A 25,204-nucleotide genomic window follows, 5' to 3' on the forward strand; every position below is an offset into this window, starting at 1 on the left:
TGTTTAGCGGTTAGCCATGCCAATGGGCACGGGCGGCGGCGACGTCCGCATTGATCGCCGTCTTGAGCGCCTCCAGTGAGGCGAAACGCTGCTCATCACGCAGCTTGTGGTGGAAAGCCACCGTTAAACGCCGACCGTAAAGATCGCCGGCAAAATCCAGAAGATGCACTTCAAGGTGGGCACTGCCATCACCTGCCACGGTCGGGCGCACGCCGATGTTGGCGACTCCCGGCCAGGCCTTGCCGTCGATGTCCATGCTGACCAGATAAACCCCGCTCAACGGCACACGACGACGCTTGAGTTGCACGTTGGCGGTGGGCGTACCCAGTTGCCGCGCCAGCTTCTGGCCATGTAACACCCGCCCGGTAATCAGGAACGGACGCCCCAGCATACGCTCGGCCAGGGCAAAGTCCGCTGCAGCCAGGGCTTTACGCACTTTGGTGCTGCTGACCCGGATGCCATCGATTTCAACGGTCTGCGCCGCTTCTACGGTAAAACCATACGTCGTGCCGGCCTGCTGCAGAAAATCGAAATCACCGACCCGGTCGTAGCCAAAACGAAAGTCATCGCCCACTTCAAGGTGCTGCACGCCGAGCCCGTCGATCAGTACCGTCTCGACGAAGCTGGCGGCGCTGAGTTTGCAGAGGCGCTGATTGAAGGACAGACACAATACCCGGTCGACGCCCTCCGCACCCAGCAGTTCAAGCTTGTCGCGCAAACGCGCCAGACGTGCCGGCGCCGTCTCCGGGGCAAAGAACTCGCGCGGCTGCGGTTCGAAAATCACCACGCAGCTGGGCAACCCCAATTCGACGGCACGCTCGCGCAAACGCGCCAGGATAGCCTGGTGGCCGCGGTGAACACCGTCGAAATTGCCAATCGTGGCGACGCAGCCCCGATGTTCGGGGCGCAGGTTGTGAAGGCCTCTAACCAGCTGCATAACGCACTTCTTGCTCATAAAGTGGCCGATTATAACCACACACGGCCGTGGACGACAGGCAACACGCCAAGACCGGACGCCGGTTAGTGGCGCGCAACGAAAAAAACCGACAGCCAACCGCTGTGCAGCGCCCTACATGACCGCTTTGCGGGCAAAATCCCTGAGCCGGAAGCCGAGCAACAGAAGCATTGCAAAATAGGTCACCACGCCCGCGGCCACCAACGCACCGAGCCGCACAAAACGTTCCAGCATTTGCCCCTCACCCCACGCCGGCATGAAATGCATCAGCCCCAGCAGCACAGCCGACATCACCGCGACGGCAATCATCAGCTTGAACAGAAACTTCGTCCAGCCAGGCTGCGGCTGAAACAACTGCTGCTTGCGCAGCTGCCAGAACAGCAGCCCGGCATTGATGCATGCCCCCACGCTGATGGCCAGCGCCAGACCGGCATGCTGCAACGGCACTATGAACACAAGGTTCAACAGTTGAGTCACTATGAGGGTGAAGATCGCGATTTTCACCGGGGTGCGGATATTTTGTTGCGCATAAAAGCCGGGCGCCAGCACCTTGATCAGGATGATCCCCAGCAAACCAACCGAATAGGCGACCAGCGCACGCTGAGTCATGGCCGAGTCCAGCGCATCGAACTTGCCGTACTGAAACAGCGAAACGGTCAACGGCTCGGCGAGTAACCCCAGCGCCAGCGTGCAGGGCAGAACCAGCACGAAGCACAGGCGCAGACCCCAGTCGAGAATTCGCGAATACTCCTGACGATCCCGTTGCGCGTAGGTTTTGGACAGGATCGGCAACAGAATCGTGCCCAGTGCAACGCCCAGCACCCCGGACGGCAATTCCATCAGGCGGTCGGCGTAATACATCCACGACACCGAACCGGCGACGAGGAACGAGGCAAATATGGTGTTGATGATCAGCGAAATCTGGCTGACCGAAACGCCCAGGATGGCGGGCAGCATCTGTTTCATCACTCGCCAGACGCCGGCATCGCGCAGATTGAGACGCGGCAGCACCAGCATGCCGATCTTTTTCAGGTGCGGCAGTTGATAAAGTAACTGTAACAGGCCGCCAACCAGCACTGCCCAGCCGAGCGCCATGACCGGTGGGTCGAAGTACGGCGTCAGGAACAGCGCGAAAAAGATCATGCTGACGTTGAGCAGGGTCGGCACGAACGCGGGCACCGAGAAACGGTTCCAGGTGTTGAGGATCGCCCCGGCCATCGAAGACAGCGAGATCAGCAATATATAAGGAAAGGTCACGCGTAGCAGATCGGAGGTCAGGGCGAATTTCTCCGGCGTATCGACAAAGCCGGGCGCGGTCGCCCAGATCACCCAGGGCGCGAAAATCACCCCCAGCAGCGTGACCAGCGCCAGCGCCAGCGTCAGCAACCCGGTTACGTAAGCGACAAACGTGCGGGTCGCCTCCTCGCCTTGCTGGCTTTTGTATTCAGCCAGAATCGGCACGAAGGCCTGGGAAAAAGCCCCTTCAGCAAAGATTCGGCGCAGCAGGTTGGGCAGTTTGAAGGCAATAAAGAACGCATCCGTTGCCATTCCGGCGCCAAAAGTGCGTGCAATGATGGTGTCACGGATGAAGCCCAACACCCGGGAAACCATGGTGATAGAGCTGACGGCGGCAAGTGACTTGAGTAGATTCATGGAAAGAGTTATGCGCCTCGGCAAAGGATGGGCGATTAAGCCAGCCATATATGCGATACTTCGCGCCGCAAAAACGCCCGAAGCAAAGGCCGCGAGTTTACAGGTCGCAGGCCGGAAATAAATCCTCCGGTCAAATGTAGCAACCACTCAGCGGAACACCTTAACTGCCCTTGACAAGACTTCAACTCATCGGCATGATTCGCGGCCTATTTTGTTTGCTATTTCACAAAGTCTTTCGAGGAGCTCGACGGTGGCCAACACACCTTCCGCCAAAAAACGTGCAAAACAGGCTGAGAAGCGTCGCAGCCACAACGCCAGCCTGCGTTCCATGGTTCGTACCTACATCAAGAATGTGGTAAAAGCCATTGACGCAAAAGACGCAGAAAAAGCGCAAGCCGCTTATGTTCTGGCAGTGCCTGTTATCGACCGTATGGCCGATAAAGGCATCATCCACAAGAACAAAGCTGCTCGCCATAAAGGTCGTCTGAACGGTCACATCAAGGCCCTGAGCCTTGCTGCTGCAGCCTAAGCGATCCGCTTGTTAAAAAACCGACCTCAGCAGACTGTGTGAAAACACACTGATGAAGGCCCAAGCAAACGCCCCGACTTGTTCGGGGCGTTTTTTTTGTATTGGCAGCAGACGAAAAAAATGTCCGCTCAGCCCATCAAAGCCATCAGATGGCGCACACCGAGCACTTTAATCGCTCGTTTCAGGTTATAGGCATTCACCGCCAAGGCCATTTCAGCTTTTGTACCCTCCAGTTGTCGCAGCAAGAAACGGCCATTACCAAATAGCCATTGCTTGAGGTTGCCGAAGGGGTGCTCAACGATGGATCTTCGGTTGGCCATCATCTCAGGATGCGCCTGCATTCTTTGCTCCATCCGCTCGAAAGCCTCTTCATGGGCATGTCGTGAGACATAACGGCGCCGGGCTCGAGTGCATTGCGTTTTCAGCGCGCAGTTGGCGCAGTCATCGACCTCAGCCTGATAGATCCGATCACCTTTGTTGTGCTGTTTTAGCGTTAACCATTTGCCTGCCGGACACTGGAAACGATCGTGTCCGGTCTCATAGATAAAGTCTTTTCGCTCAAAGAGCTGCTCTTCCTGACTGCCAGGGTTTTTCGAACGATTGGGCGGTACATAGGCCGTAATCGAAGCATCCTCGCAGGCCTGAAACTGCTTGCCATTGGAGTAGCCGGCATCGGCAGTGACCGTCAGATCATCTTGCTGTAACTCTGCTTTGGCGGCCTTGGCCATCGGCTCCAGTTGCTTTCGGTCATCGCCATCTTGGGTGACCTCATGATGCAAAATCAGGCAATGCTCGGCGTCCACGACGGTTTGCACGTTGTAGGCCACACGTGGCCCTTTGGCCGTGCGCATCATTCGGGCATCGCTTTCATGGGTGTTGAACTGCTCGATGCCCATCGAACGCATCAGTGCCTGGCAACTCTGATTATCCTGTTGTCGAGCCTCAAGCTGTGCCAGGGCTACCTTGATTGCGCTGCGATCAATTGAATCTGTGGTTTCAGCCTTGTCGGCCTCATCCAGCTCGGCCAGATACTGAGCGATGCGCTTATCCAGTTTTTCTTCCTGGCGCTTGAGCTGCTTCAAATTCACATGACGCCGTGAGGATGCGACCGCCTGAAACTTGCTGCCGTCGATGGCCACCAACTCACCGGCGATCAAGCCTGCCGTGCGACAAAACCGAACGAAAGCACGGCAGGTCGCGATGAAGGCGGGTTTATTGTTCTTGCGAAAATCGGCGATGGTCTTGAAGTCGGGCTTGAGCCGGTTGATCAGCCACATCACTTCGATGTTGCGCTGACACTCGGCTTCAAGACGTCGCGATGAGCGAATCCGCTGAAAATAGCCGTAGAGGTAGAGTTTTAGCTGATCGGCGGGATCATAAGCAGGGCGCCCCGTGCTTTTTGGAATCGCTTTATCGAAGCCCAGTTGCACCAGATCGAGCCTGGCAACGTACAGGTCAATGACACGAACGAGGTGATCCTCGGGGATCAACTCTTCCAGCGAGACCGGGAATAGGCTGGTCTGGCTGCGGGACTCACCTTGGATGTAGGCCATAACGAAAAATGCTCTGTATCTTTCGATACGGAGCATTTTCTTTGAGCGCTGCGCAGATTGCTAGGTTTTCACACAGTCTGTCAGGGTCGGTTTTTTATTGCCTGCGGGAAAGCAGAGCAGGCGCCGTCCGAACACCTTTCGCCCAACACAAAACGCGGCGCTGCCAAGAGGGCGTGGGAGATTCAGGAGGTTACGAGGCTGCGAAGCGGCCTTTACGGCTGTGCCTGATGTACCGCATGCACAGGCTTTGCTGCCGGTTCCCGACAGTTCGCGGACAAGTCCGCTCCCACATTTATTGAGCCCAACACAGTGGGCTTCTGCCCGGAGGGCGTGGGAGCGGACCGGGCGACGCTTCGCTTGTTCGCGATGGGCTGCGAAGCGACCCTGAAGCCGCGCCTGATGTACCGCATGCACAGGCTTTGCTGCCGGTTCCCGGCAGTTCGCGGACAAGTCCGCTCCTACAGAAACCTATAGATCGCGTACAAGCGAGGCGTCGCCCAATCAAAAACCAGCCCATCAAGGCGCAGGCGCGGTTGTCCATGGCAGGATCGGGATCGCGGTCACGGCATTTTGCGGACTGCCTTCGATGACGCGGTCGCTGTAGACCAGGTACACCAGTGTATTGCGCTTCTTGTCGAAGAAACGCACCACCTGAATGGTCTTGAAGACCAGCGAAGTGCGCTCCTTGAAGACCTCATCACCATCCTTGAGGTTTTCCTTGAAGCGGATAACGCCAACCTGGCGGCAGGCGATGGACGCCTCGGCACGATCCTCAGCCAGCCCCAGACCACCCTTCACCCCACCAGTCTTGGCGCGCGACAGGTAGCACGTTACACCCTCGACCTTGGGATCATCGAACGCCTCGACGACGATCCGGTCGTTAGGCCCTACCATCTTGAACACTGTCGATACCTGACCGATTTCTTCCGCAGAGACCAGCACAGGCACCAGCAACAAAGCAGCCAACACACCTTGTGTGACGCGCATCGATTATTCCTTTTATTTAGCCGAACTCACCAACCTGAACCCGGCAGCGACCCAACCCGGCAATCTGCATCAGACGAGAATCAGGTTATCCCGATGAATCAACTCCGGCTCGGCCATGTAGCCTAGCTCACGAACAATCGCTTCGGATGAGTGACCAATGATTTTCTGCGCTTCGATGGCACTGTAGTTACTCAGACCACGGGCGATTTCCCGACCATCCGGTGCCACACACACCACCATCTCGCCACGCCGAAAACTGCCCTGAACCAGCTTGACGCCCACCGGCAGCAGGCTTTTATGATCTTTCGCCAGCGCCGACACCGCTCCATCGTCGAGCACCAGCGTACCGCGAGTCTGCAGATGACCGGCCAGCCATTGCTTGCGGGCCGCGAGCATTTCGCGCTCGGGAGACAGCAAGGTACCCAACCGCTCGCCACCCTTGAGGCGCGCCAGCACGCGCTCGATGCGCCCGCCGACGATCACCGTATGCGCACCGGAGCGCGCAGCCAGACGCGCAGCACGCAGCTTGGTCTGCATGCCGCCACGCCCCAGCGCACCGCCCGTGCCGCCCGCCACTGCATCCAGCGCCGGATCATCGGCACGCGCCTCGTAAATCAGCTGCGCCTCCGGGTTATTGCGCGGGTCCGCGTCGAACATACCGTCGCGATCGGTCAGGATGACCAGCAGATCAGCCTCGACCAGATTAGCGACCAGCGCCGCCAGCGTGTCGTTGTCGCCAAAGCGGATTTCATCGGTGACCACGGTGTCATTTTCGTTGATGACCGGCACCACCCCAAGCTCGACCAGCGTGCGCAGGGTACTGCGGGCGTTCAGGTAGCGCTTGCGATCAGAAAGGTCGTCATGGGTCAGCAGGATCTGCGCGGTATGCCGGCCATGCTCGGCAAAGCTCGACTCCCACGCCTGCACCAGGCCCATCTGGCCGATGGCAGCAGCAGCCTGAAGCTCGTGCATCGCACTGGGTCGCGCCGTCCAACCAAGGCGACTCATGCCCGCAGCCACCGCTCCGGAAGAAACCAGCACCAGCTCGACGCCTGCTTCATGCAGCGCCACCATCTGCTCAACCCACACACCCATGGCGTTGCGATCCAGCCCCTTGCCATCTGCGGTCAGCAGGGCACTGCCGATTTTCACAACCCAGCGCTGGGCACCCGTCACTTTGCTGCGCATCTTCTTCCAACCTTAGCCAGAGGGTTTTCAAATTCGGGACACAAAAACGCCGCTGACAATCGTAGCGGCGTTCAAGTTTACTTCAAGCGATCAGTCACGGACGTAAATGATTTCCGGACCGTCTTCATCTTCAACGTCTTCTTCATCCCAGTCATCGTCGCCGATGTCGTGCACGCTCTTCACGCCACTGCGGCGCAGGGCACGCTGATCGTCCAGCGCCTGCAACTGCGCCCGCGCCTCGTCTTCGATGCGCTGATCCAGTTCAGCCAGCTCTTCGGCATAACCAGGCTCTTCGGCGATACGCAGACTGCGCTCTTCCAGGTAACGCATGATGTCGCGCGTCAGCTGCTCGGTACCTTCTTTGGCAATGGCAGAGATCACGTAGACCGGGCCGGTCCATTCCAGGCGATCGACGATCTCCTGCTTGCGCGCTTCCTGCTCTTCTTCAAGAATCTGGTCGCACTTGTTCAGCACCAGCCAGCGATCACGCTCTGCCAGTGACGGGCTGAATTTTTCCAGCTCGCGAACGATTACTTCGGCAGCATCCGGCGCACTGGTTTCATCCAGCGGCGCCATATCGACGAGATGCAGCAACAGACGCGTACGCGCCAAGTGCTTGAGGAAGCGAATCCCCAGGCCCGCGCCGTCAGAAGCACCCTCGATCAGGCCGGGAATGTCGGCCACGACAAAGCTCTTCCAGCGATCGACGCTGACCACACCCAGGTTCGGCACCAACGTGGTGAACGGATAGTCAGCCACTTTCGGCTTGGCGGCCGACACCGAACGAATGAATGTGCTTTTACCGGCGTTCGGCAGACCCAGCAGGCCGACGTCCGCCAGCACTTTCAGCTCCAGCTTGAGATCACGCTGATCGCCCGGCTTGCCTGGCGTGGTCTGACGCGGAGCGCGGTTGGTGCTGGATTTGAAGCGAGTGTTACCCAGACCGTGCCAGCCGCCCTGAGCAACCATCAGGCGCTGACCGTCTTTGGTCAGGTCGCCGATGATTTCCTGGGTGGTCGCATCGATGATGGTGGTCCCGACCGGCACGCGCAGCACCAGCTCTTCACCCTTACGACCGGTGCAATCGGCGCTGCCGCCATTGGAACCGCGCTCAGCATCAAAGTGACGGGTATAACGGTAGTCGACCAGCGTGTTGAGGTTGACGTCAGCGACCATGAAGACCGAACCGCCATCACCACCGTCACCGCCGTTAGGACCACCGTTTTCAATGAATTTTTCGCGACGGAAGCTCATGCAACCGTTGCCGCCGTCGCCGGCTTTTACTCGAATAGATACTTCATCTACAAATTTCATAACGCACGCCTCCCGCCACAGGGACGAGCAGAACCACATAAATTACATAAGACTCTTGCAAAAATGAGCGTTGCGATACCGATCAGAAACCAGCGACCCTAAGGGTCAACATCACAACAGCCCGCACAAACAGTTTTGCAAGAGACTCACCTGCCTCTCTACCTCTACAAACAAAAAAGCCCCGTCGCAAGACAGGGCTTTTAAGCAACTGCGTGATTACGCTGCGGAGACTTCAGTCTTCGGAACGATGCTCACGTAGCGGCGACCGAAGGCGCCCTTGACCTGGAACTTGATCACGCCTTCCACTTTCGCGAACAGGGTGTGATCTTTACCCATGCCAACGCCGTAGCCGGCGTGGAACTGGGTGCCGCGCTGACGCACGATGATGTTGCCAGGGATGATAGCCTGGCCGCCATACATCTTCACGCCAAGGCGTTTGGCTTCTGAGTCGCGCCCGTTACGGGTACTACCACCAGCTTTTTTGTGAGCCATGAGTCAATTCTCCAAATGAGGATTAGGCTGAATTAAGCCTGAATACCTGTAATTTTGATCTCGGTGTACCACTGGCGGTGGCCCATACGCTTCATGTGGTGCTTACGACGACGGAACTTGATGATACGAACCTTATCGTGACGACCTTGCGAAACCACTTCAGCCACAACGGTAGCGCCAGCAACAACCGGAGCACCGATATTGACGTCGTCGCCATTGCCAACCAGCAGAACGCGGTCAAACGTGACGGATTCGCCAGTAGCGATTTCCAGTTTTTCAATTTTCAGGTATTCACCTGGGGCGACTTTGTACTGCTTGCCACCGGTAACAATTACTGCGTACATGGTATTTCTCCGAAAATCCTGCTCACCCAGCTCTTTATAAGAAGAGTATTGGCTGGCATGGCTGCATTGGGCTGGAACGGCCCGTTTGCATTGCGTAAGGCAGGTGCTGCCCAGGAAAGTTAGGGTGCGCGATTGTACGCAAGGCAATCATGGGTTGCAAGAGGCGGGTCGTCATACCTTGACACGCTCTACCCCGCAACCTAGCATGCGGCGCAACCTATCCGGAGCACGTGTCGCTGATGCAACCCCAAGCCTTCTACCGCGCGGTGGCGGACGACTTTAGTGCCGTTGACCTTATCATCAAAAAGCAACTGACGTCGCGCGTGCCGCTGGTCTCGAAAATCGGCGATTACATCACGTCGGCTGGCGGCAAGCGCCTGCGCCCGCTGCTGGTGCTGTTGTGTGGCAAGGCTCTGGGCCGTGAGGGCGATGATGTTCGCCTGCTCGCCGCCACCATCGAATTCCTGCACACCGCAACGCTGCTGCACGACGATGTCGTCGACATGTCCGGCATGCGTCGCGGGCGGTCTACCGCCAACGCACTGTGGGGCAATGCACCCAGCGTGCTGGTGGGCGACTTCCTTTATTCCCGCTCGTTCGAAATGATGGTCGAACTGGGCTCGATGGAAGTCATGCGGATTCTGTCCAAGGCGACCCGTGTGATTGCCGAGGGTGAAGTCCTGCAACTGTCCAAGATCCGCGATGCCAGCACCACCGAAGAAACCTACATGGAAGTGATTCGCGGCAAGACAGCCATGCTGTTCGAGGCCTCGACCCACAGCGCCGCCGCCCTGTGCAACGCCTCAGATGCGCAAACTGAAGCACTGCGCACCTTCGGTGATCACCTGGGTGTGGCCTTCCAGTTGGTCGATGATCTGCTCGATTACCTGGGTGATGCCGAAACACTGGGCAAGAACGTCGGTGATGACCTGGCCGAAGGCAAGCCTACACTGCCGTTGATTTACACCATGCGCGAAGGCAGCCCGGAGCAGGCCGTACTGGTGCGGCAGGCGATCCAGAAAGGCGGCTTGGAAGATCTGGAAAGCATCCGCAATGCCGTGGAAAGCGCCGGAGCTCTGGATTACACCGCACGCCTGGCCCGCGATTACGCAGCCCGCGCCATCGCTTGCCTGGACGCCCTGCCGCCCAGCGAGTACCGCGATGCACTGGTCGAGCTGAGTGAATTCGCGGTCGCCCGCACCCACTGACAGCCGACTGCAAGCGAAAATCCCGTCCCGCGTGACGGGCTTTTTCTTGCCCTCGATTCACTGACCTGGATCAACCACTCGACGCAAAATGAGAATTAATCTCAATAGTGCCTTGCTATTATCTCGATAAGAATTATTCTCATCTGACCAAACGCAGGAGATGAGACATGACTTATTTGATCGATGCATGGCTGGACCGCCCTCACCCTTACCTGAGAATTCTGCACCGCGAGACCGGTGAGGTATGTGCCGTTCTGGAAGAGGAAGCGCTGGAGGAGTTGCGTGATCAGGGCGATCTGGACTTTTACAGCCTGAGTTCCAGCGAGCCACTGGTGCTCAAGGAGATGGTGCGCAATCTGTTTCTGTTCTGTTATGCACGGGCGTTGCGCCCGATGGGTGAGTTGCACTGAGCATGGCGCATCAGCACAACCCCGCCGCTGAACGAATCAGCCGATTCGTTCAGCGATCTTCTGTATCGAACAGGCCGATTACAGAACGTCCAGCAGTTCCACGTCGAACACCAGCACGCTGTGCGGTGCGATGCTGCCGACGCCCTGAGCGCCATAAGCCAGCTCGCTCGGTACGTACAGACGCCATTTGCTGCCAGCGTTCATCAATTGCAGTGCTTCGGTCCAGCCAGCGATCACGCCGCTGACCGGAAATTCGGCCGGTTCGCCACGGTCGTAGGAGCTGTCGAACACGTTGCCGTCGATCAAGGTGCCGTGATAATGAACGCGGACCTGATCTTCACGGGTCGGCTTGGCGCCTTCGCCAGCGGTCAGCACTTCGAATTGAAGACCCGACGCCAGCGTGGTCACGCCTTCGCGCTTGGCGTTTTCAGCCAGGTAAGCCTTGCCGGCGCCAGCCGCCTGCTCAGCCTTGGCAGCTGCTTCGGCCTGCATGATTTCGCGGATGACCTTGAAGCTGGCGGACATTTCTTCTTGACCGACACGGCTTGGCTGACCGCCAAAGGCGTCGCGCAGACCTGCCACGATGGCTTCCAGATCGACACCCGGTGGCGGGTTGTCGCGCAGCTGATCGCCCAGTTGACGGCCGATGCCGTAGCTGACGCGGGTTTCGTCGGTGGACAGATTGACTTCGGACATGACACTGCTCCGCATAGGGGCGCACAGTCGATGAGCGCGTGATGCCTGACGGCTATCACCTCACGCTGATACACCCCGGACCAAAAGGCCGAGCAGCCTAGCACAACAGACCGGAAACGTCCTAAAGCAGCAATGGGCGGCTTCCGGCCGTCAGGACCATGAGGAATGAAAGGAGATCGGCATGCGCATCTCGGAACGGTCATTGACCGGCATCCCGCACAACTCGTCATGTACCACGCAGTGCACCAGATAAAACGGTACCGGCGGCAGCTCCTTGAGCAGGTCCCGCGCGTGCTCGACCGAACGCAGGTGCAAGGTCTTGCCCGCCTGATCCTTGAGCATCACCGAGGTGCCGTCCATGCGCACATCCAGCAGATAAATGCCGCCTTCCATGGAGATCAGGTTCAGCTCGTCGACGCGCCCGGCCTGGGCATGCGCGGTCAATTCCTGATAATTCATGATCGAACCTCCTGCGCTACACGTTAAGCATCGGAACCGATGTTTTACCGCATCACCGCACAACATGCCAGAAGCCGGGCCCGCCTTGCGGAACCTGACAAGCCATCACAAAGCGAACAACCATGAGGCGGTTCAGGCCTCAATGCTCATGCTTGGTCAGTTTGTCCAGATAGCCCATTGCGAATGCCGAGATCACGAAGGTCATGTGAATGATCACGTACCACATCAAGTACTCGGTCTTGATGTTGGTGGCGTCCATGAACACCCGCAGCAGATGGATCGAGGAAATCGCCACAATCGACGCGGCGACTTTCATCTTCAGCGAAGACGAATCCATGGTGCCCAGCCAGTTGAGCTTTTCCTTGTCGTCATCGATGTCCAGTTGCGACACGAAGTTCTCGTAGCCGGAAATCATCACCATCACCAGCAGCCCCCCCACCAGCGCCATGTCGATCAACGACAGCAGCACCAGAATCAGATCGGCTTCGGCCAGCGAGAAGATGTTGGGGATGACGTGAAAGACTTCCTGAAAGAATTTGAGACACAACGCCAACAGGCCAAGGGAAAGACCGAAATAGATCGGCGCCAGCAGCCAGCGCGATGCGTACATGGCATTTTCAAAAAAACGTTCCATTGAGACTCGCAAGGTGTTTTGAAAGGACGGGCGAGTATATCAGCGGGAAGGCGCAGCTCTGGGTATGCGACAAAATATCGCACGCGAGGCATCAGGCAGCCGGGTTATGAATGACTAGAACGGCGAGGAGCGCTGAAAAGACGCCATGCCGCTGTCGATACGCCGCAGCTCGGCTTGCATGTGCAGGGTCCAGATCGAAATGTCGTCTGCGCATCGATAGCCGTGCAATGCCAGGCTTTCGGTAATCGAGGTCAACATCGACTGCGCAGCAGGCTGACCATTGAACGGCCCCTGCGACTTGATGGCAGATGGCTGCTCGTCCGCCATGCCAGCGGCAAACAGCAACATCCAGCGATTGCTGTCACAAGGAAGAGGCCGAATGACACATTCGATACGGGTCATCAGCCCCATGCATTCTCGGGTAAGGCAAAGGCTACGCTGCATGATGCGCTCCTGATCGGCAAAAGCTCCCGACTTCTCTCGAAGCAGAGTGCGCGCCAATCCTCAAGGACACGGCGGTTACCGTCAAGACTAGAGGAAAACGGCCACCCGCGAAACGTCCCTGATGAACGGGCCCGGGCAGCCTGGCAGCCCCCCGGTCCGATTCAGGCGCTCGTCAGAGTTTCAGTTCAGGCTGCAACTGCGCAGGCTCTTTTTCCAGTTCTTCCTTGAGGTCTTCGTCGCTGAGCATTTCCGCGATGTCCCGCAGGCGCTCTACGACACGCGCGTTGACGCTGCCTTCAGGGAATTCGCCGTTCTCGTCCGGCGCACCGGCGGGCTCACCGACCAGCAGGCCCAAGGCTTCGTCGGCCTGGCGAACCGCGTAGATATGGAACTGCCCGTCGCGCACTGCCTGCACAACCCGCTCATCGAGCATCAGCGTCGTGACGTTGGCGTGCGGGATGATCGCGCCCTGCTCGCCCGTCAGCCCGCGCGCTTCGCAGAGCCGGAAGAAGCCCTCGATCTTTTCGTTGACCCCGCCCACCGCCTGCACTTCGCCGAACTGGTTGATCGAGCCGGTGATCGCGAAGCATTGCTTGAGCGGCGTGCGTGACAGCGCCGAGATCAACGTGCAGGCCTCACCGAGCGAAGCGCTGTCGCCGTCGACGTAACCGTAGGACTGCTCGAGCGCGATGCTCGCGGAAATCGCAAGCGGGAATTCCTGGGCGTAGCGGCTGCCCAGATAACCGGTAAGGATCATCACACCCTTGGAGTGAATCGGCTGACCGAGGTTGACTTCCCGTTCGATGTCAACGATGCCGCTGCCACCGGGATAAACGGTGGCGGAAATCCGCGCCGGAACGCCGAAGGCCGAATCACCCACCTCCAGAACCGTCAGGCCATTGCACTTGCCGACCGCAGCGCCATCGGTGTCGATCAGGATCACGCCCGCCATCATGTCATCGAGAATCCGCGCCGAGACGCGCCCGGTGCGCGTGGCCTTGGCTTTCAGTGCGCGCTCGATATGCCCGGCGTCGGTCTGGTGGTCATTGGCCAGTTGCCGGATGAAGTCCGCTTCGCTGACCAGTTGAAACAAATCACCGATACGCGCCGACAGACGGCCCTGGTGCTCCGCCAGCCGTGCACTGTAGGTCGCCAGTCGGGCCACTGCGTCGGCCGTCAGCGGCGCCATGCCTTCCTCGGACGTCCGGGTTTTCAGCAACTGGGCGAACTGCTCCAGGGTTTCGTCGACCATCGGAATTTCTTCGTCGAAGTCGACCAACACACGAAACATTTCCTGAACGTCAGGATCGAGGTCTTGCAGCGTGTAATACAGCGAGCGCGAACCGATGATGACGATCTTGACGCTCCACGGGATGACCTGCGGCGTCAGCGAGACCGTCGCCACGCGGCCCAGCTCGCCCAATGGCGACTCCATTTTCAGCTTGCGCGATTGCAGCGTGCGCTTGAGCGCATCCCACACGAACGGTTCGCCGAGCATTTTCTCCGCTTCCAGAATCAGGAAGCCGCCATTGGCACGGTGCAAGGCGCCGGGGCGCAACTGCCGATAAGTGGTGTAAAGCGCACCCTGATCGGTGCTGTATTCGATGCGGCCGAACAGATTGTCGTACGTCGGGTGCTGCTCGAACACCACCGGTGCACCGCCGTCGTGGGTGTGTCCCACGACCAGACTGGGGCTGTACTGCTCTTCCAGCAACTTGCGCGCCTGGGCGTCGGTCTTCGCGTCATCGACCAGTTGCTCGACCACGGTCTTGAGCAGATACACCTGCATGGCTTGCAGATACGCGCAGACAGCGGCGTTTTCGGCGTACTTCTCCGACAGCGGCGCGAGCAACGGCTGCAGGGTCAGGGTGATGGTTTCTTCGTTCAGTTGGCGCAGTTGATTGCTCGACTCGCGTTTCCACTGCGGCAGGCTGGCCAGCTCTTCGTTGAGGCGCTCCTCAAGGGCGGAAATATCGTCGTGAAAACGCTCGCGGTCCGCCTCGGGCAGCTGCGAAAACTCGGCTTCGTCCAGCGCCTTGCCGTCAGCCATCGGCGTGAAGGCGATATTGGAACTGTCGCGATACAGCGCAATGTCCTTCTCCAGCGACAAACGCTCGATCACATCCAGAGCGCGGTCGTAGCGCTGATTGAAGGCGCGGTCGATGGAGCTTTTCTTCTGCTGGTAAGACGGATGCTCGAACACGGCCGGAAACGTCAGCAGCAGGTTGTCGATCAGGCCGTTGATGTCGGCCATGAAAGCCTGCGCGCTGCCCGGCGGCAATTCCAGCGCCTTGGGCTCGCGCGGCTCATCGAAATTGTTGACATAGACCCAGTCGGACGGCGTCTGCATCCGCTTGGCTTCGGCCTTGAGATAACGTTTGACGAACGAAAAACGGCCGGTGCCGGGCTCGCCCATGACGAACACGTTGTAACCGGGACGCGGCATGGCCACGCCGAACTGCAAGGCCTCGACGGCGCGCTCCTGGCCGAGTACGCCGCGAAAGGGTTCGAGATCGTTGGTGGTCGAAAAGCTGAACTGTTCAGCGGAAAACGGACGGGTCAGCGCATGTGGCGCCAGGCGTAGGTTGGCTGCGACAGAATCGGGCATCAGTAATCCTTACATCAGGCGGGGCAGATGTCGGCATTCTGGCGCTCGCCGCACGCGACTTGCAAGGCAGGAAAAGCCTGAATGATTTTTAACGTCTTGAACGCTGCCGACAACACCTGCTAAAACATAAGGGCAGGTAACAATCTGCGACACATGACGGAACCCTTGGAAGCCGTATAGGCTCCAAATGGCACAGGTGGTCACCGAATGACCAGCTGTCTTGATGTAGATACTCAAGAAACTCGACCCTTGGCTGAACTAAAAAGAGAAAAAGCTATGAAACGGATTCTTCTTGGTACGCTCTTCGCCGCTGTATCCATCAACGCTATGGCTCAAGCGCCAGGTGGTCCTGACTGCGGTTGGGGCAACATGCTGTTTGAAGGTCAACGCGGTACTCCCGCTCACTTCCTGGCTTCCACCACCAACGGCACTTCGGGCAACGCCACCTTCGGCATGACCTCGGGCACCAACGGCTGTTCGACCAACAGCGCACTGACCTACGGCGGTAAATCCTGGCTTGCCATGAACGGCATGATGGATGAACTCTCCAAGGACATGGCAATGGGTCAGGGCGAAGCACTGACGACCTACGCCGTGGTACTGGGCGTTGCGCCGGAAGATCGCCAGCACTTCGCGGCCGTCACTCATGAACACTTCTCGCAGATTTTCAGCAAGGCCGACGCCACCGCTGAAGACGTTCACACCAACACCGTCAACGTTCTGAAAAACGATCCGACCCTGGCCAAATACGCTACCCAGGCTTAATGTCGTTCGCCCGCCCTTTCTTCGCAAAGGGCGGGACCCTTTCTGATTTCTCCTGACTAGTTGCCCTCTATGCTCAAACGTCTTGTATTGCTGGCACTGTTTGTCTGTGCCCCCTTGTCTGCGGCTCCCCGTCTGAGCCCTGACCGTTTGCAGCAATTGGCCAATGAGCCGTTCTGGATTTCACTGGGCCACTACGAGGCCGGCAAGCTCGGCGGCTGGCGCAGTTACGTAACCGACCCCAAATTCTTTCTCGCTGCCGACGGTGCCCATGACCCGAAGGCCGAGCTGAGCGCGACACTGGCCGCTCTTTATGCGCCAGTGACCAACGAACAGACCCACGCCCAATGCGTGTACCCGGCGCGCACCCGCTGGCTGCGTGAGCAGTTGCAACTGACTGACCTGCCGACCCCGGACTGCAAGGAATTCAAGGCCTGGTACAAGGACGTGGCCCCGGACAGCACCGTGCTGATCTTCCCGGCGGCCTACCTCAACAGCCCGTCCTCGATGTTCGGCCATACGCTGCTGCGCATCGACCCGGCCAGCGCCAAAACCAACAACACCACGCTGCTGAGTTACGCCATCAACTTCGGTGCCTATATCGAAGGCATGGACAACAGCATTCTGTATGCCTGGAAAGGCCTGGCGGGCGGCTATCCCGGGCTGTTTGCACTGGTGCCCTACCAGGAAAAGCTTTCTGAATACCGCAGCCTGGAAAACCGCGACCTGTGGGAATACCGCCTGAACCTGACCCCGGAAGAAACCGGGCGCATGGTCGAACACGTCTGGGAGCTGAAACAGATTCGCTTCAGCTACTTCTTCTTCGATGAAAACTGCTCTTACCGCTTGCTGGAGCTGTTGCAAGTCGCGCGGCCCGGGCTGCGCCTGACCGAACAGTTCGGACTGACCGCGATTCCGACCGACACCGTCAAAGCCATCAAGGCTGCCGGGCTGGTGGAGAAGATCGACTATCGCCCGTCACGCGAGCGCGAACTGCTCAGCCGTGCCGCGCCTCTCGATGCCGACGAGCAACAGTGGGTCTTGAAGGTCAGCGCCGATCAACAGCAGTTGCAGGACAGCCAGTATCTGGCCTTGCCGAAAGAACGCCGAGCACTGATTCAGGACGCGGCCTACCGCCTGGAGCGTTACCGCGCCAACGGGCTGGAGCGGGATGCCCAGCGCTCGCAACGCAGCTTCGAATTGTTGCAGGCGATCAACCAGAATCCACCGCCGCAACTCGACATTCCGCGCCCCGGTCTGCCGGAAGAAGGGCATGAATCGCGCACCTGGCAACTGGGCGCCGGCACACGCGGCGACCGGGCGTTCGCCGAATACGGCCTGCGCATGGCTTATCACGACCTGAACGACAACGCTTATGGCTTCCCCCTGGGCGCGCAGATCGAGATTCTGCAGCTCAAGGTGCGGCAATACGAAGGCAACGACTGGCAGGTTCAGCAACTGGACCTGGCTACCATCCGTTCGTTGACACCACGGACCGAACTGCTCAAACCCTGGTCATGGCAAGTCACCGGCGGGCTTGAACGGGTACTCGGCAAGCATGGCGACGAAAACCTCGTCAGTCATGTGAACGGCGGCGGCGGTGCAACCTGGCAATTGGCTGACGAGGTGCTGGGCTTTGCGCTGGGCACAGTGCGTATCGAGCACAACAACGATTTCGCCGAGTTTGTCTCCCCTGCCGCCGGTTTCAATACCGGCGTGCTCTGGCGCAACCCACTGGGCAATCTCAGCCTGGAAGCCAAGGGCGACTATTTCACCAACGGCGAAGTGCGCCGCAGCCTCAGCCTCAATCAGCAGTGGGAGTTGTCCCGCAACCTCGGCCTGCGCTTGAGTGCCCAGCGTGAATTCAGCCAGATGAGCTCGCCGCAGAACGAAGTGATGCTTGAGGTGAAGTGGTATCACTATTGATTGAATGTCTGGAAAACGCTCTCATCGGACCTCATCCGATGAAAGCACGATGACATCACACATTCCCTACGTCGCTTTTACAAATAACTCACATATTTGCTTCTAGACTCCTCGTACAAGAAGAGGAAACCATCATGAAGCGGTATTGGCTGTTGTTGTCGCTGGCCATTGTGCTGGCGGGTTGTCAGTCCACCCGTGACCAGATGCTGGCCGAGGGTTATCCACCGGGTTTTGCCGACGGCTATCAGGATGGCTGTGGCAGTGGTCGGGAAGCAGCAGGCGCCAGCACCGGGCTTTTCAAGAAGAACGTGCCCCGCTACCTGAAGGAAAAGCTCTACGCCGAAGGCTGGACCGATGGCTTTCGTCAGTGCCAGGCCGCCCAGAACAATCGTGACCGCTTTGACCCCGGGCAGATTTTCAGTGACCGTGATCGCGACTGGGAACGGGAAAAAACCCGTAGCGCCGCCAAGGCTTACCGCCCGAACTGACGCGCAGGCCCGTGGCGAATTCGACGAAACCAATGATGTCCTTTCGTGGCCCAACGCCTATTAGGGAGGACACTTCATGAGTCGCGCATTCGTAAACGAGGACAACGCCGCCGCTGATGCCGAACAGCCGATAGAACGGCTGGTCAGCGAGCAGACCAATTACGTCACGGCCCGCGGCCTGGAACTGTTGCAAGAGCAGGTGAGCAATCTACAAGCTCAGCACAGTGCGCAAAGCGCCTTGGGTGACGATGCCGACAAACAGCGCCTGGCCGACCTTGAACGCGATCTGCGCTATTTCAACCAGCGCCTGCACAGCGCGCAGGTAGTCGCTCCGGCCGCCTCGACCGAGAAAGTACAAATTGGCAGTTGGGTCACGTTTGCAGATGAAGACGACAACCGCCAGCGCGTGCATCTGGTCGGTGAGGATCAGGCCGATGCCGCCAAAGGGCTTATCAACTGGGGCTCGCCACTGGGCCGCGCCTTGATTGGCGCACAGAAAGGCGACGAAGTGGTGTGGCAACGTCCGGCGGGAGATTTGTCGATTGAAGTGCTGCTGATCGAAACCGAGGAGTGATCGGTCAGCGACAGCGCTGCTCCCGGTCAGGAGCAGCGCATGCCTGAACGCTGATCAGGCCAGCTTTTTGTGACGGACGCGGTGCGGCTGAGCAGCCGCTTCGCCCAGACGTTTTTTACGGTCAGCTTCGTACTCGGTGTAGTTACCTTCGAAGAAGATCGCCTGCGAGTCGTCTTCGTAAGCCAGGATGTGCGTCGCCACACGGTCAAGGAACCACCGATCGTGGGAGATCACAATCGCCGCGCCCGGGAAGTCCAGCAGCGCTTCCTCCAGCGAACGCAGGGTTTCAACGTCGAGGTCGTTGGACGGTTCGTCGAGCAGCAGGACGTTGCCGCCCTCTTTCAACGTCAGCGCCAGGTGCAGACGACCGCGCTCACCACCGGACAAGTCCTTGACGAACTTCTGCTGATCGCCGCCCTTGAAGTTGAAACGACCGACGTAGGTACGCGACGGGATTTCGTAGTTGCCGATGCGGATCACATCGGAACCGTCGGAAACTGCCTGGAACACCGACTTGCTGCCATCCAGATCGTCACGGCTCTGATCGACGCAGGCCAGCTGCACGGTTTCGCCGACTTCAATGGTGCCCGAATCCGGCTGTTCCTTGCCCATCAACATGCGGAACAGGGTCGATTTACCGGCACCGTTACCACCGATCACGCCAACGATGGCGCCTTTAGGCATGGAGAACGACAGATTGTCGATCAACACACGGTCGCCGTACCCCTTGGTGACGTTCTTGAACTCGATAACCTTGTCACCCAGGCGCGGACCGGCGGGGATGTAGATCTCGTTGGTCTCGCTGCGCTTCTGGAATTCCTGCGATTGCATTTCTTCGAAGCGTTGCAGACGGGCCTTGGATTTGGACTGACGCGCCTTGGCGCCCTTGCGGACCCACTCCAGCTCGTCTTTCATGGCCTTTTCATGGGCCGTCTGCTGCTTGGATTCCTGGGCCAGACGATCGGACTTGGCCTCCAGCCAGCCAGAATAGTTACCCTCGTAAGGAATGCCTGCGCCGCGGTCGAGCTCCAGAATCCAGCCCGCCACGTTATCCAGGAAGTAACGGTCGTGCGTGATCGCGACCACAGTGCCCGGGAAATCGTGCAGAAAGTGCTCCAGCCAGGCGACGGAGTCGGCGTCCAGGTGGTTGGTCGGTTCGTCGAGCAAGAGCATGTCCGGTGCTGACAGCAGCAGGCGGCACAGCGCCACACGGCGTTTTTCACCGCCGGACAACACCGAAACCTTTGCGTCCCAGGCAGGCAGGCGCAGTGCATCGGCCGCCACTTCCAGTTGACGCTCCAGGTTATGCCCGTCGCTGGCTTGCAGGATCGACTCCAGCTTGGCCTGCTCGGCCGCCAGCTTGTCGAAATCGGCATCCGGCTCGGCGTATTCGGCGTAGACCTGATCGAGGCGCGCCTGTGCGTCCTTGATCACGCTGACCGCTTCTTCAACCACTTCGCGAACCGTCTTGTTCGGATCAAGTTGTGGCTCTTGCGGCAGATAACCCACATTGAGTTCCGGCATAGGACGCGCTTCGCCGTCGAACTCGGTATCGACACCCGCCATGATCTTCAGCAGCGTGGATTTACCCGAACCGTTGAGGCCCAGCACGCCGATCTTGGCGCCCGGGAAGAAGGACAGAGAGATATTTTTCAGAATTTCCCGCTTCGGCGGCACAACTTTGCTCAGCCGATGCATGGTGTAGACGTATTGAGCCATGGAATGAAAACCTAGCGTCTGTGATGAGGACCGATCTGGAACGCGAGCTTAAAGCTCCGGCCGAAAAAAAGCTTTTATTTGTCCTTGAGACTTGCCGCAGCACCGTTCCGCGCCTTGAATAACTCCAGGCATAAACAGATTGGGGCAGTGCAGACAAATATAAAGCCGGGTCGTTAGTGCAAAAAGTGGAGTCACTCATGCTGGAGTCGGTGGATACCACACGTTGCGCAAAGCTACCCGAATGCAGCCCGCAGGGCAAACGATACGGCCCCACGGGGCTGGCACTACGCCACAACTAAAGGCATGCTAGCCGCCCTCCGGGTGACCGGCTATGTTGTTTAAAGTATTACGGCTTCAGTTCAGCATTCAGGATCACCGATTTGCCTACTTCAACGCGTCTGTCGTCAACGAGTGTCGCTGCAAACAGTACGGGCAGGCCTCTGCGCGGGTCGGTGAAAGGTGCACTGGCGGCGCTGGTATTGCTGATGCTGGCCTTGCTGCTGTGGCAATTGATCGAGCAGTTCCATCAGACTCAGGACCGCCAGCGGCAACGCAGCGTCGAGTACAGCGTTCAGCTCTCCGACCGGATCAGTCTGAACATGGCGCTCAAGGCGCAGATCGCCATGAACCTGCTGGATGAGGCTCAGTCGTCCGGCGAGCAACTGGAACAACCTGAAACGCTCGCGGCCCTGCGCACGACCTTCCCCGCACTGCGCAGCGCCGCCCGCCTCAACCCGGCAGGCAACGTGGTCAGCGACAGCGCTGAAGCCTCCCGCGACGGAGAGTTTTTACGGCGCAGCCTTAAACAGGCGCTGGGCCGCCCGTATTTCTACACCAGCACCGATGATGGCACTCAGGTCTACCTGCTGGTTCGCGTGGGAACGGGCAGCAGCGAAGATTACTGGGCGTTGCGCCTGTCTCCGGACGCGCTCAAAGACCTGTTCAGCCTGCCCGCTCACGATGTTCAACACCTGTGGCGCGTGGAGCAGCGCAAGACCCAACGGGTGATCGTGCGCGAGACGCTGCCCGCCGATGACGCCGACAGCGGTCTGGCCGAAACCATTCTGCTCCAGCCCCTGGCCAACAGTGACTGGCAACTGCGTGGCCTGTTCGATACCTACAAAACCCGCAAGGCGCTGCTCGGGCCGTTGATCGGCAAGTGCCTGATCGGACTGCTATTGTCGATTCTGCCCTTGATTGCCCTGGTCAGCCTGCGCACCCGGCAACGACAGATGCAGCAAAGCCGCCGCCGCTATCGGGATATTTTCGAAGGCGCAGGCGTTGCGATCTGCGTTCTGGACATGTCCGGCCTGCCGGAGCAACTGGACATCCTGCAGCTGAAGACCAGCGATGACCTGGATCGACTGGTCAGGAATCAACCCGCAGCACTGAAAAGACTGTTGCAGCAACTGCAGATCACCGAAGTCAACGAAGTGGCGCTGGGCCTGCTGAATCTCGAATCCGGCGAGCGGGCGTGGCAAAAGCTGATCGAGGGTGAGTCGCGCGCACGCCCCGGTATCGGTGTTCAATTGATTCAGGCGGTGCTCAACAAGCAGCCGCGCCTGGAACTGGAAATCTGCCTCTCCCAGCCAGGCGATCAGGATCAGCACCTGTGGCTGGTCATGCGCCTGCCCGAAGTGCGCAGCGACTTCGATGCCGTGATCCTCAGTATCGGCGACATCACCAGCCGCAAACAGATCGAGCTGTCTCTACAGGACCGTGAAAGCTTCTGGTCCGATGTGCTGCGCACGGTGCCGGATCACCTGTACGTTCAGGACGTGCTCAGTCAGCGCATGATCTACAGCAACCACCATTTCGGCCACACACTGGGCTACAGCAAGCCAGAGCTGAAAGCGATGGGCGAGTTTTTCTGGGAAGTCCTGCTGCACCCGGAGGATGCCAAGAGTTATCAGGACATGCGTCTGCGCCAGCGCCACTACGGCCACAATGAGCTGTTGCAAAGCGTGCTGCGCTTTCGCGACCGGGAAAACAACTGGCGTTGCTTCGACATTCGCGAACAGGCCCTGGCCTGGGACGCCGAACACCGGGTGACGAGGATCATCGGCATTGCCAAGGACATCACCGATCAGGTTGCGTCCAGCCAGTCATTGCGGGACAGCGAACAGCGTTATCGCATGCTTGCCGAAAGCATCAGCGACGTGATCTTTTCCACGGACAATCAACTGCGCCCCAATTATGTCAGCCCTTCGGTGGAGAGCATTCTGGGTTACAGCCCCGACTGGATTCTCGAGAACGGCTGGGCCGGTGCCATCGCCACGCAACAGCAACTGAGCGGTTTCTACGCGCTCATGAGCCGCATTCACAAGGTCCTGAAAAAGCCCAAAGACCTGGCCAGTCTGCGCAGCGAAGTCACCACCCGACTGTTTCTGTTCGACTGCCTGCGCGCCGACGTCCGCAAGATTCCGGTCGAGCTGCGAGTAGTACTGGTCTGGGATGAATACGACAATTTCGAGGGGATCCTCGGCGTCGGCCGGGACATCAGCCAGCAGCGACGGGCGGAAAAAGACCTGCGCATGGCCGCCACGGTATTCGAGCACTCGACCTCGGCGATTCTGATTACCGACCCGGCCGGTTACATCGTGCGAGCCAACGAGGCCTTCACCCGGGTCAGCGGCTATGAAGTCGCTCAGGTGGTCGACCAGTTGCCGAGCATGCTCACAGTGGAAGCCGAACAGGAAGCGCACCTGCGTTACATCATCCGGCAATTGAGCGGGCGAGGCACCTGGGAAGGCGAGGTCCGGCTCAAGCGCCGCAATGGCGAGCACTATCCTGCCTGGGTCGGCATCACGGCGGTGGTCGATGACGAAGGTGATCTGGCGAGTTACGTGTGCTTCTTCACCGACATCAGCGAGCGCAAAGCCAGCGAGGATCGCATTCATCGCCTCGCCTACTTCGACGCGTTGACGCACCAGCCCAATCGCACGCTGTTCCAGGATCGCCTGTACTCAGCGCTGCAACAGGCCGAGCGTCAGCAAGCCTGGGTGGGGCTGATGTTTCTGGATCTGGATCGTTTCAAACCGATCAATGACTCACTGGGACATGCTGCAGGCGACCGCATGCTTCAGGAAATGGCTACGCGCCTGCTCGCCTGTGTCGATGTCAATGACACGGTGGCGCGCATGGGTGGCGACGAGTTCACTCTGCTGCTGCAACAGGGCAGCACCCGTGAAGAAGCGCTGAATCGCGCGATCCACGTGGCCGAGCGGATTCTGACCAGTCTGGTGACGCCGTTCGTGCTGGAGGGCCGCGAGTTTTTCGTCACCGCCAGCATCGGCATCGCCCTCAGCCCGCAGGACGGCAAAGAGCTGAGCCAGTTGATGAAGAACGCCGATACGGCGATGTATCACGCCAAGGAATGCGGCAAGAACAACTTCCAGTTCTATCAGGCGGACATGAACGCCACCGCGCTGGAACGTCTGGAGCTGGAAAGCGACCTGCGTCATGCCCTTGAACAGCAGGAGTTCACCCTTTACTACCAGCCGCAGTTCAGTGGCGACGGCAAGCGCCTGACCGGTGCCGAAGCGCTGCTGCGCTGGCGTCACCCGCGACGCGGGCTGGTCCCGCCCAACGAGTTCATCCCGGTGCTTGAAGAGCTCGGCCTGGTGGTGGAAGTGGGCGACTGGGTGCTGACTGAAGCCTGTCGTCAGCTGAAACACTGGCATCAGCACAAAGTGCGCGTGCCGAAAGTGTCGGTCAACATCTCGGCCAGGCAATTCTCGGACGGCCAGTTGGGCAAACGTATCGCCACGATCCTGGAGCAAACGGGACTGTCGCCCGCCTGCCTTGAGCTGGAACTGACCGAAAGCATCCTGATGCGCGAGGTCAACGAAGCGATGCAGATCCTCGACGGCCTGAAAAACCTCGGGTTGAGCATTGCCGTGGATGACTTCGGCACCGGCTACTCATCGCTGAACTACCTCAAACAGTTCCCGATCGATGTGCTGAAGATCGACCGCACCTTCGTCGACGGGTTGCCCTCCGGCGAGCAGGACGCCCAGATTGCCCGCGCCATTATCGCCATGGCGCACAGCCTGAACCTGTCGGTCATCGCCGAGGGCGTGGAAACCCACGAGCAACTGGAATTTCTCCGCGAACACGACTGCGACGAGGTCCAGGGCTACCTCTTCGGCCGCCCGATGCCCCCCAAACAATTCGAAGCGCAATTCAGCAACGACGCATTGTTTATGCTGGATTGAGGCGGCGGTGAGCCTCAAGCCTCAAGCCTCAAGAACCGATCACA

At 58.9% G+C, this 25,204-nt stretch carries 22 protein-coding genes; 8 read left to right on the forward strand and 14 right to left on the reverse strand.

All coding sequences use genetic code 11. From position 1 onward, the window contains the following. Window positions 1-10 precede the first annotated feature (10 nt). Both ribF and murJ read right to left on the reverse strand, forming a co-directional pair. Window positions 11-937 (reverse strand): bifunctional riboflavin kinase/FAD synthetase, encoded by a 927-nt coding sequence (gene ribF, locus BLT55_RS17290; protein ID WP_054998715.1) that lies wholly within the window; start codon window positions 935-937, stop codon window positions 11-13. Window positions 938-1,069: 132 nt separating this feature from the next. Then, complete coding sequence (gene murJ / locus BLT55_RS17295; RefSeq protein WP_054998716.1) at window positions 1,070-2,608, reverse strand: murein biosynthesis integral membrane protein MurJ; 1,539 nt, start codon at window positions 2,606-2,608, stop codon at window positions 1,070-1,072. A gap of 250 nt (window positions 2,609-2,858) precedes the next feature. On the opposite strand from murJ, the gene rpsT reads away from it, so the two are divergent. Then, window positions 2,859-3,137 carry a 30S ribosomal protein S20 gene (gene rpsT / locus BLT55_RS17300; protein ID WP_003344603.1) on the forward strand — a complete coding sequence of 93 codons (279 nt, stop codon included), beginning with the start codon at window positions 2,859-2,861 and terminating at the stop codon, window positions 3,135-3,137. 128 nt (window positions 3,138-3,265) lie between these two features. On the opposite strand, the gene BLT55_RS17305 is transcribed toward rpsT, so the two are convergent. The 6 genes from BLT55_RS17305 to rplU all read right to left on the reverse strand — a co-directional run bounded on the left by BLT55_RS17305 (window position 3,266) and on the right by rplU (window position 9,015). Continuing rightward, window positions 3,266-4,690, reverse strand: a complete 1,425-nt coding sequence (locus BLT55_RS17305) for an IS1182-like element ISPsy6 family transposase (RefSeq protein ID WP_055001182.1) — start codon at window positions 4,688-4,690, stop codon at window positions 3,266-3,268. Between the two features lie 516 nt (window positions 4,691-5,206). Continuing rightward, window positions 5,207-5,677, reverse strand: a complete 471-nt coding sequence (locus BLT55_RS17310; RefSeq protein ID WP_054999854.1) for a CreA family protein — start codon at window positions 5,675-5,677, stop codon at window positions 5,207-5,209. A 69-nt stretch (window positions 5,678-5,746) separates the two neighbouring features. Continuing rightward, a complete protein-coding gene (proB, locus tag BLT55_RS17315) occupies window positions 5,747-6,865 on the reverse strand; it encodes a glutamate 5-kinase (protein ID WP_007252434.1) in 1,119 nt (372 codons plus the stop codon). A 90-nt stretch (window positions 6,866-6,955) separates the two neighbouring features. Then, on the reverse strand, window positions 6,956-8,179 hold the full coding sequence (gene cgtA, locus BLT55_RS17320) for an Obg family GTPase CgtA (RefSeq protein ID WP_054079936.1): 1,224 nt from the start codon (window positions 8,177-8,179) through the stop codon (window positions 6,956-6,958). Between the two features lie 216 nt (window positions 8,180-8,395). Beyond that, window positions 8,396-8,671, reverse strand: a complete 276-nt coding sequence (rpmA, locus tag BLT55_RS17325) for a 50S ribosomal protein L27 (protein ID WP_002551972.1) — start codon at window positions 8,669-8,671, stop codon at window positions 8,396-8,398. A gap of 32 nt (window positions 8,672-8,703) precedes the next feature. Next, window positions 8,704-9,015 carry a 50S ribosomal protein L21 gene (rplU, locus tag BLT55_RS17330; protein ID WP_002551971.1) on the reverse strand — a complete coding sequence of 104 codons (312 nt, stop codon included), beginning with the start codon at window positions 9,013-9,015 and terminating at the stop codon, window positions 8,704-8,706. 239 nt (window positions 9,016-9,254) lie between these two features. On the opposite strand from rplU, the gene BLT55_RS17335 reads away from it, so the two are divergent. Both BLT55_RS17335 and BLT55_RS17340 read left to right on the forward strand, forming a co-directional pair. Beyond that, on the forward strand, window positions 9,255-10,223 hold the full coding sequence (locus tag BLT55_RS17335; RefSeq protein ID WP_054999853.1) for a polyprenyl synthetase family protein: 969 nt from the start codon (window positions 9,255-9,257) through the stop codon (window positions 10,221-10,223). Between the two features lie 167 nt (window positions 10,224-10,390). Then, on the forward strand, window positions 10,391-10,633 hold the full coding sequence (locus BLT55_RS17340) for a PA4570 family protein (protein WP_007252438.1): 243 nt from the start codon (window positions 10,391-10,393) through the stop codon (window positions 10,631-10,633). Between the two features lie 78 nt (window positions 10,634-10,711). Here the strand turns inward: BLT55_RS17340 and bamJ are convergent, their stop codons facing one another. The 5 genes from bamJ to BLT55_RS17365 form a co-directional block, all read right to left on the reverse strand. Then, on the reverse strand, window positions 10,712-11,329 hold the full coding sequence (gene bamJ / locus BLT55_RS17345) for a BamJ family beta-barrel-assembly machinery protein (RefSeq protein WP_024647414.1): 618 nt from the start codon (window positions 11,327-11,329) through the stop codon (window positions 10,712-10,714). Window positions 11,330-11,479: 150 nt separating this feature from the next. Further along, the gene (locus BLT55_RS17350; RefSeq protein ID WP_007252440.1) at window positions 11,480-11,788 is read right to left on the reverse strand and encodes a DUF6482 family protein; all 309 of its coding nucleotides are present in this window, start codon (window positions 11,786-11,788) and stop codon (window positions 11,480-11,482) included. Between the two features lie 139 nt (window positions 11,789-11,927). Continuing rightward, window positions 11,928-12,422 carry a TIGR00645 family protein gene (locus tag BLT55_RS17355; RefSeq protein WP_007252441.1) on the reverse strand — a complete coding sequence of 165 codons (495 nt, stop codon included), beginning with the start codon at window positions 12,420-12,422 and terminating at the stop codon, window positions 11,928-11,930. A gap of 114 nt (window positions 12,423-12,536) precedes the next feature. Continuing rightward, window positions 12,537-12,866, reverse strand: a complete 330-nt coding sequence (locus BLT55_RS17360; protein WP_042914123.1) for a PA4575 family protein — start codon at window positions 12,864-12,866, stop codon at window positions 12,537-12,539. Window positions 12,867-13,038: 172 nt separating this feature from the next. Further along, the gene (locus tag BLT55_RS17365; protein ID WP_054999852.1) at window positions 13,039-15,474 is read right to left on the reverse strand and encodes a Lon protease family protein; all 2,436 of its coding nucleotides are present in this window, start codon (window positions 15,472-15,474) and stop codon (window positions 13,039-13,041) included. A gap of 276 nt (window positions 15,475-15,750) precedes the next feature. On the opposite strand from BLT55_RS17365, the gene BLT55_RS17370 reads away from it, so the two are divergent. From BLT55_RS17370 to BLT55_RS17385, 4 genes are all read left to right on the forward strand, one after another. After that, entirely contained in the window at window positions 15,751-16,239 is a 489-nt protein-coding gene (locus BLT55_RS17370) for a DUF3015 domain-containing protein (protein ID WP_007252444.1), read from the forward strand. Window positions 16,240-16,308: 69 nt separating this feature from the next. After that, window positions 16,309-18,162 carry an Lnb N-terminal periplasmic domain-containing protein gene (locus BLT55_RS17375; protein WP_054999851.1) on the forward strand — a complete coding sequence of 618 codons (1,854 nt, stop codon included), beginning with the start codon at window positions 16,309-16,311 and terminating at the stop codon, window positions 18,160-18,162. A gap of 134 nt (window positions 18,163-18,296) precedes the next feature. After that, complete coding sequence (locus BLT55_RS17380; RefSeq protein ID WP_007252446.1) at window positions 18,297-18,650, forward strand: lipoprotein; 354 nt, start codon at window positions 18,297-18,299, stop codon at window positions 18,648-18,650. Window positions 18,651-18,726: 76 nt separating this feature from the next. After that, window positions 18,727-19,224, forward strand: a complete 498-nt coding sequence (locus BLT55_RS17385; RefSeq protein WP_054999850.1) for a GreA/GreB family elongation factor — start codon at window positions 18,727-18,729, stop codon at window positions 19,222-19,224. A 54-nt stretch (window positions 19,225-19,278) separates the two neighbouring features. Here the strand turns inward: BLT55_RS17385 and ettA are convergent, their stop codons facing one another. After that, complete coding sequence (gene ettA, locus BLT55_RS17390; protein ID WP_054999849.1) at window positions 19,279-20,943, reverse strand: energy-dependent translational throttle protein EttA; 1,665 nt, start codon at window positions 20,941-20,943, stop codon at window positions 19,279-19,281. A 380-nt stretch (window positions 20,944-21,323) separates the two neighbouring features. On the opposite strand from ettA, the gene BLT55_RS17395 reads away from it, so the two are divergent. Next, window positions 21,324-25,160, forward strand: a complete 3,837-nt coding sequence (locus BLT55_RS17395) for a bifunctional diguanylate cyclase/phosphodiesterase (RefSeq protein WP_074800700.1) — start codon at window positions 21,324-21,326, stop codon at window positions 25,158-25,160. Window positions 25,161-25,204 lie beyond the last annotated feature (44 nt).

The organism is Pseudomonas cannabina, assembly GCF_900100365.1.
Taxonomy (GTDB): domain Bacteria; phylum Pseudomonadota; class Gammaproteobacteria; order Pseudomonadales; family Pseudomonadaceae; genus Aquipseudomonas; species Aquipseudomonas cannabina.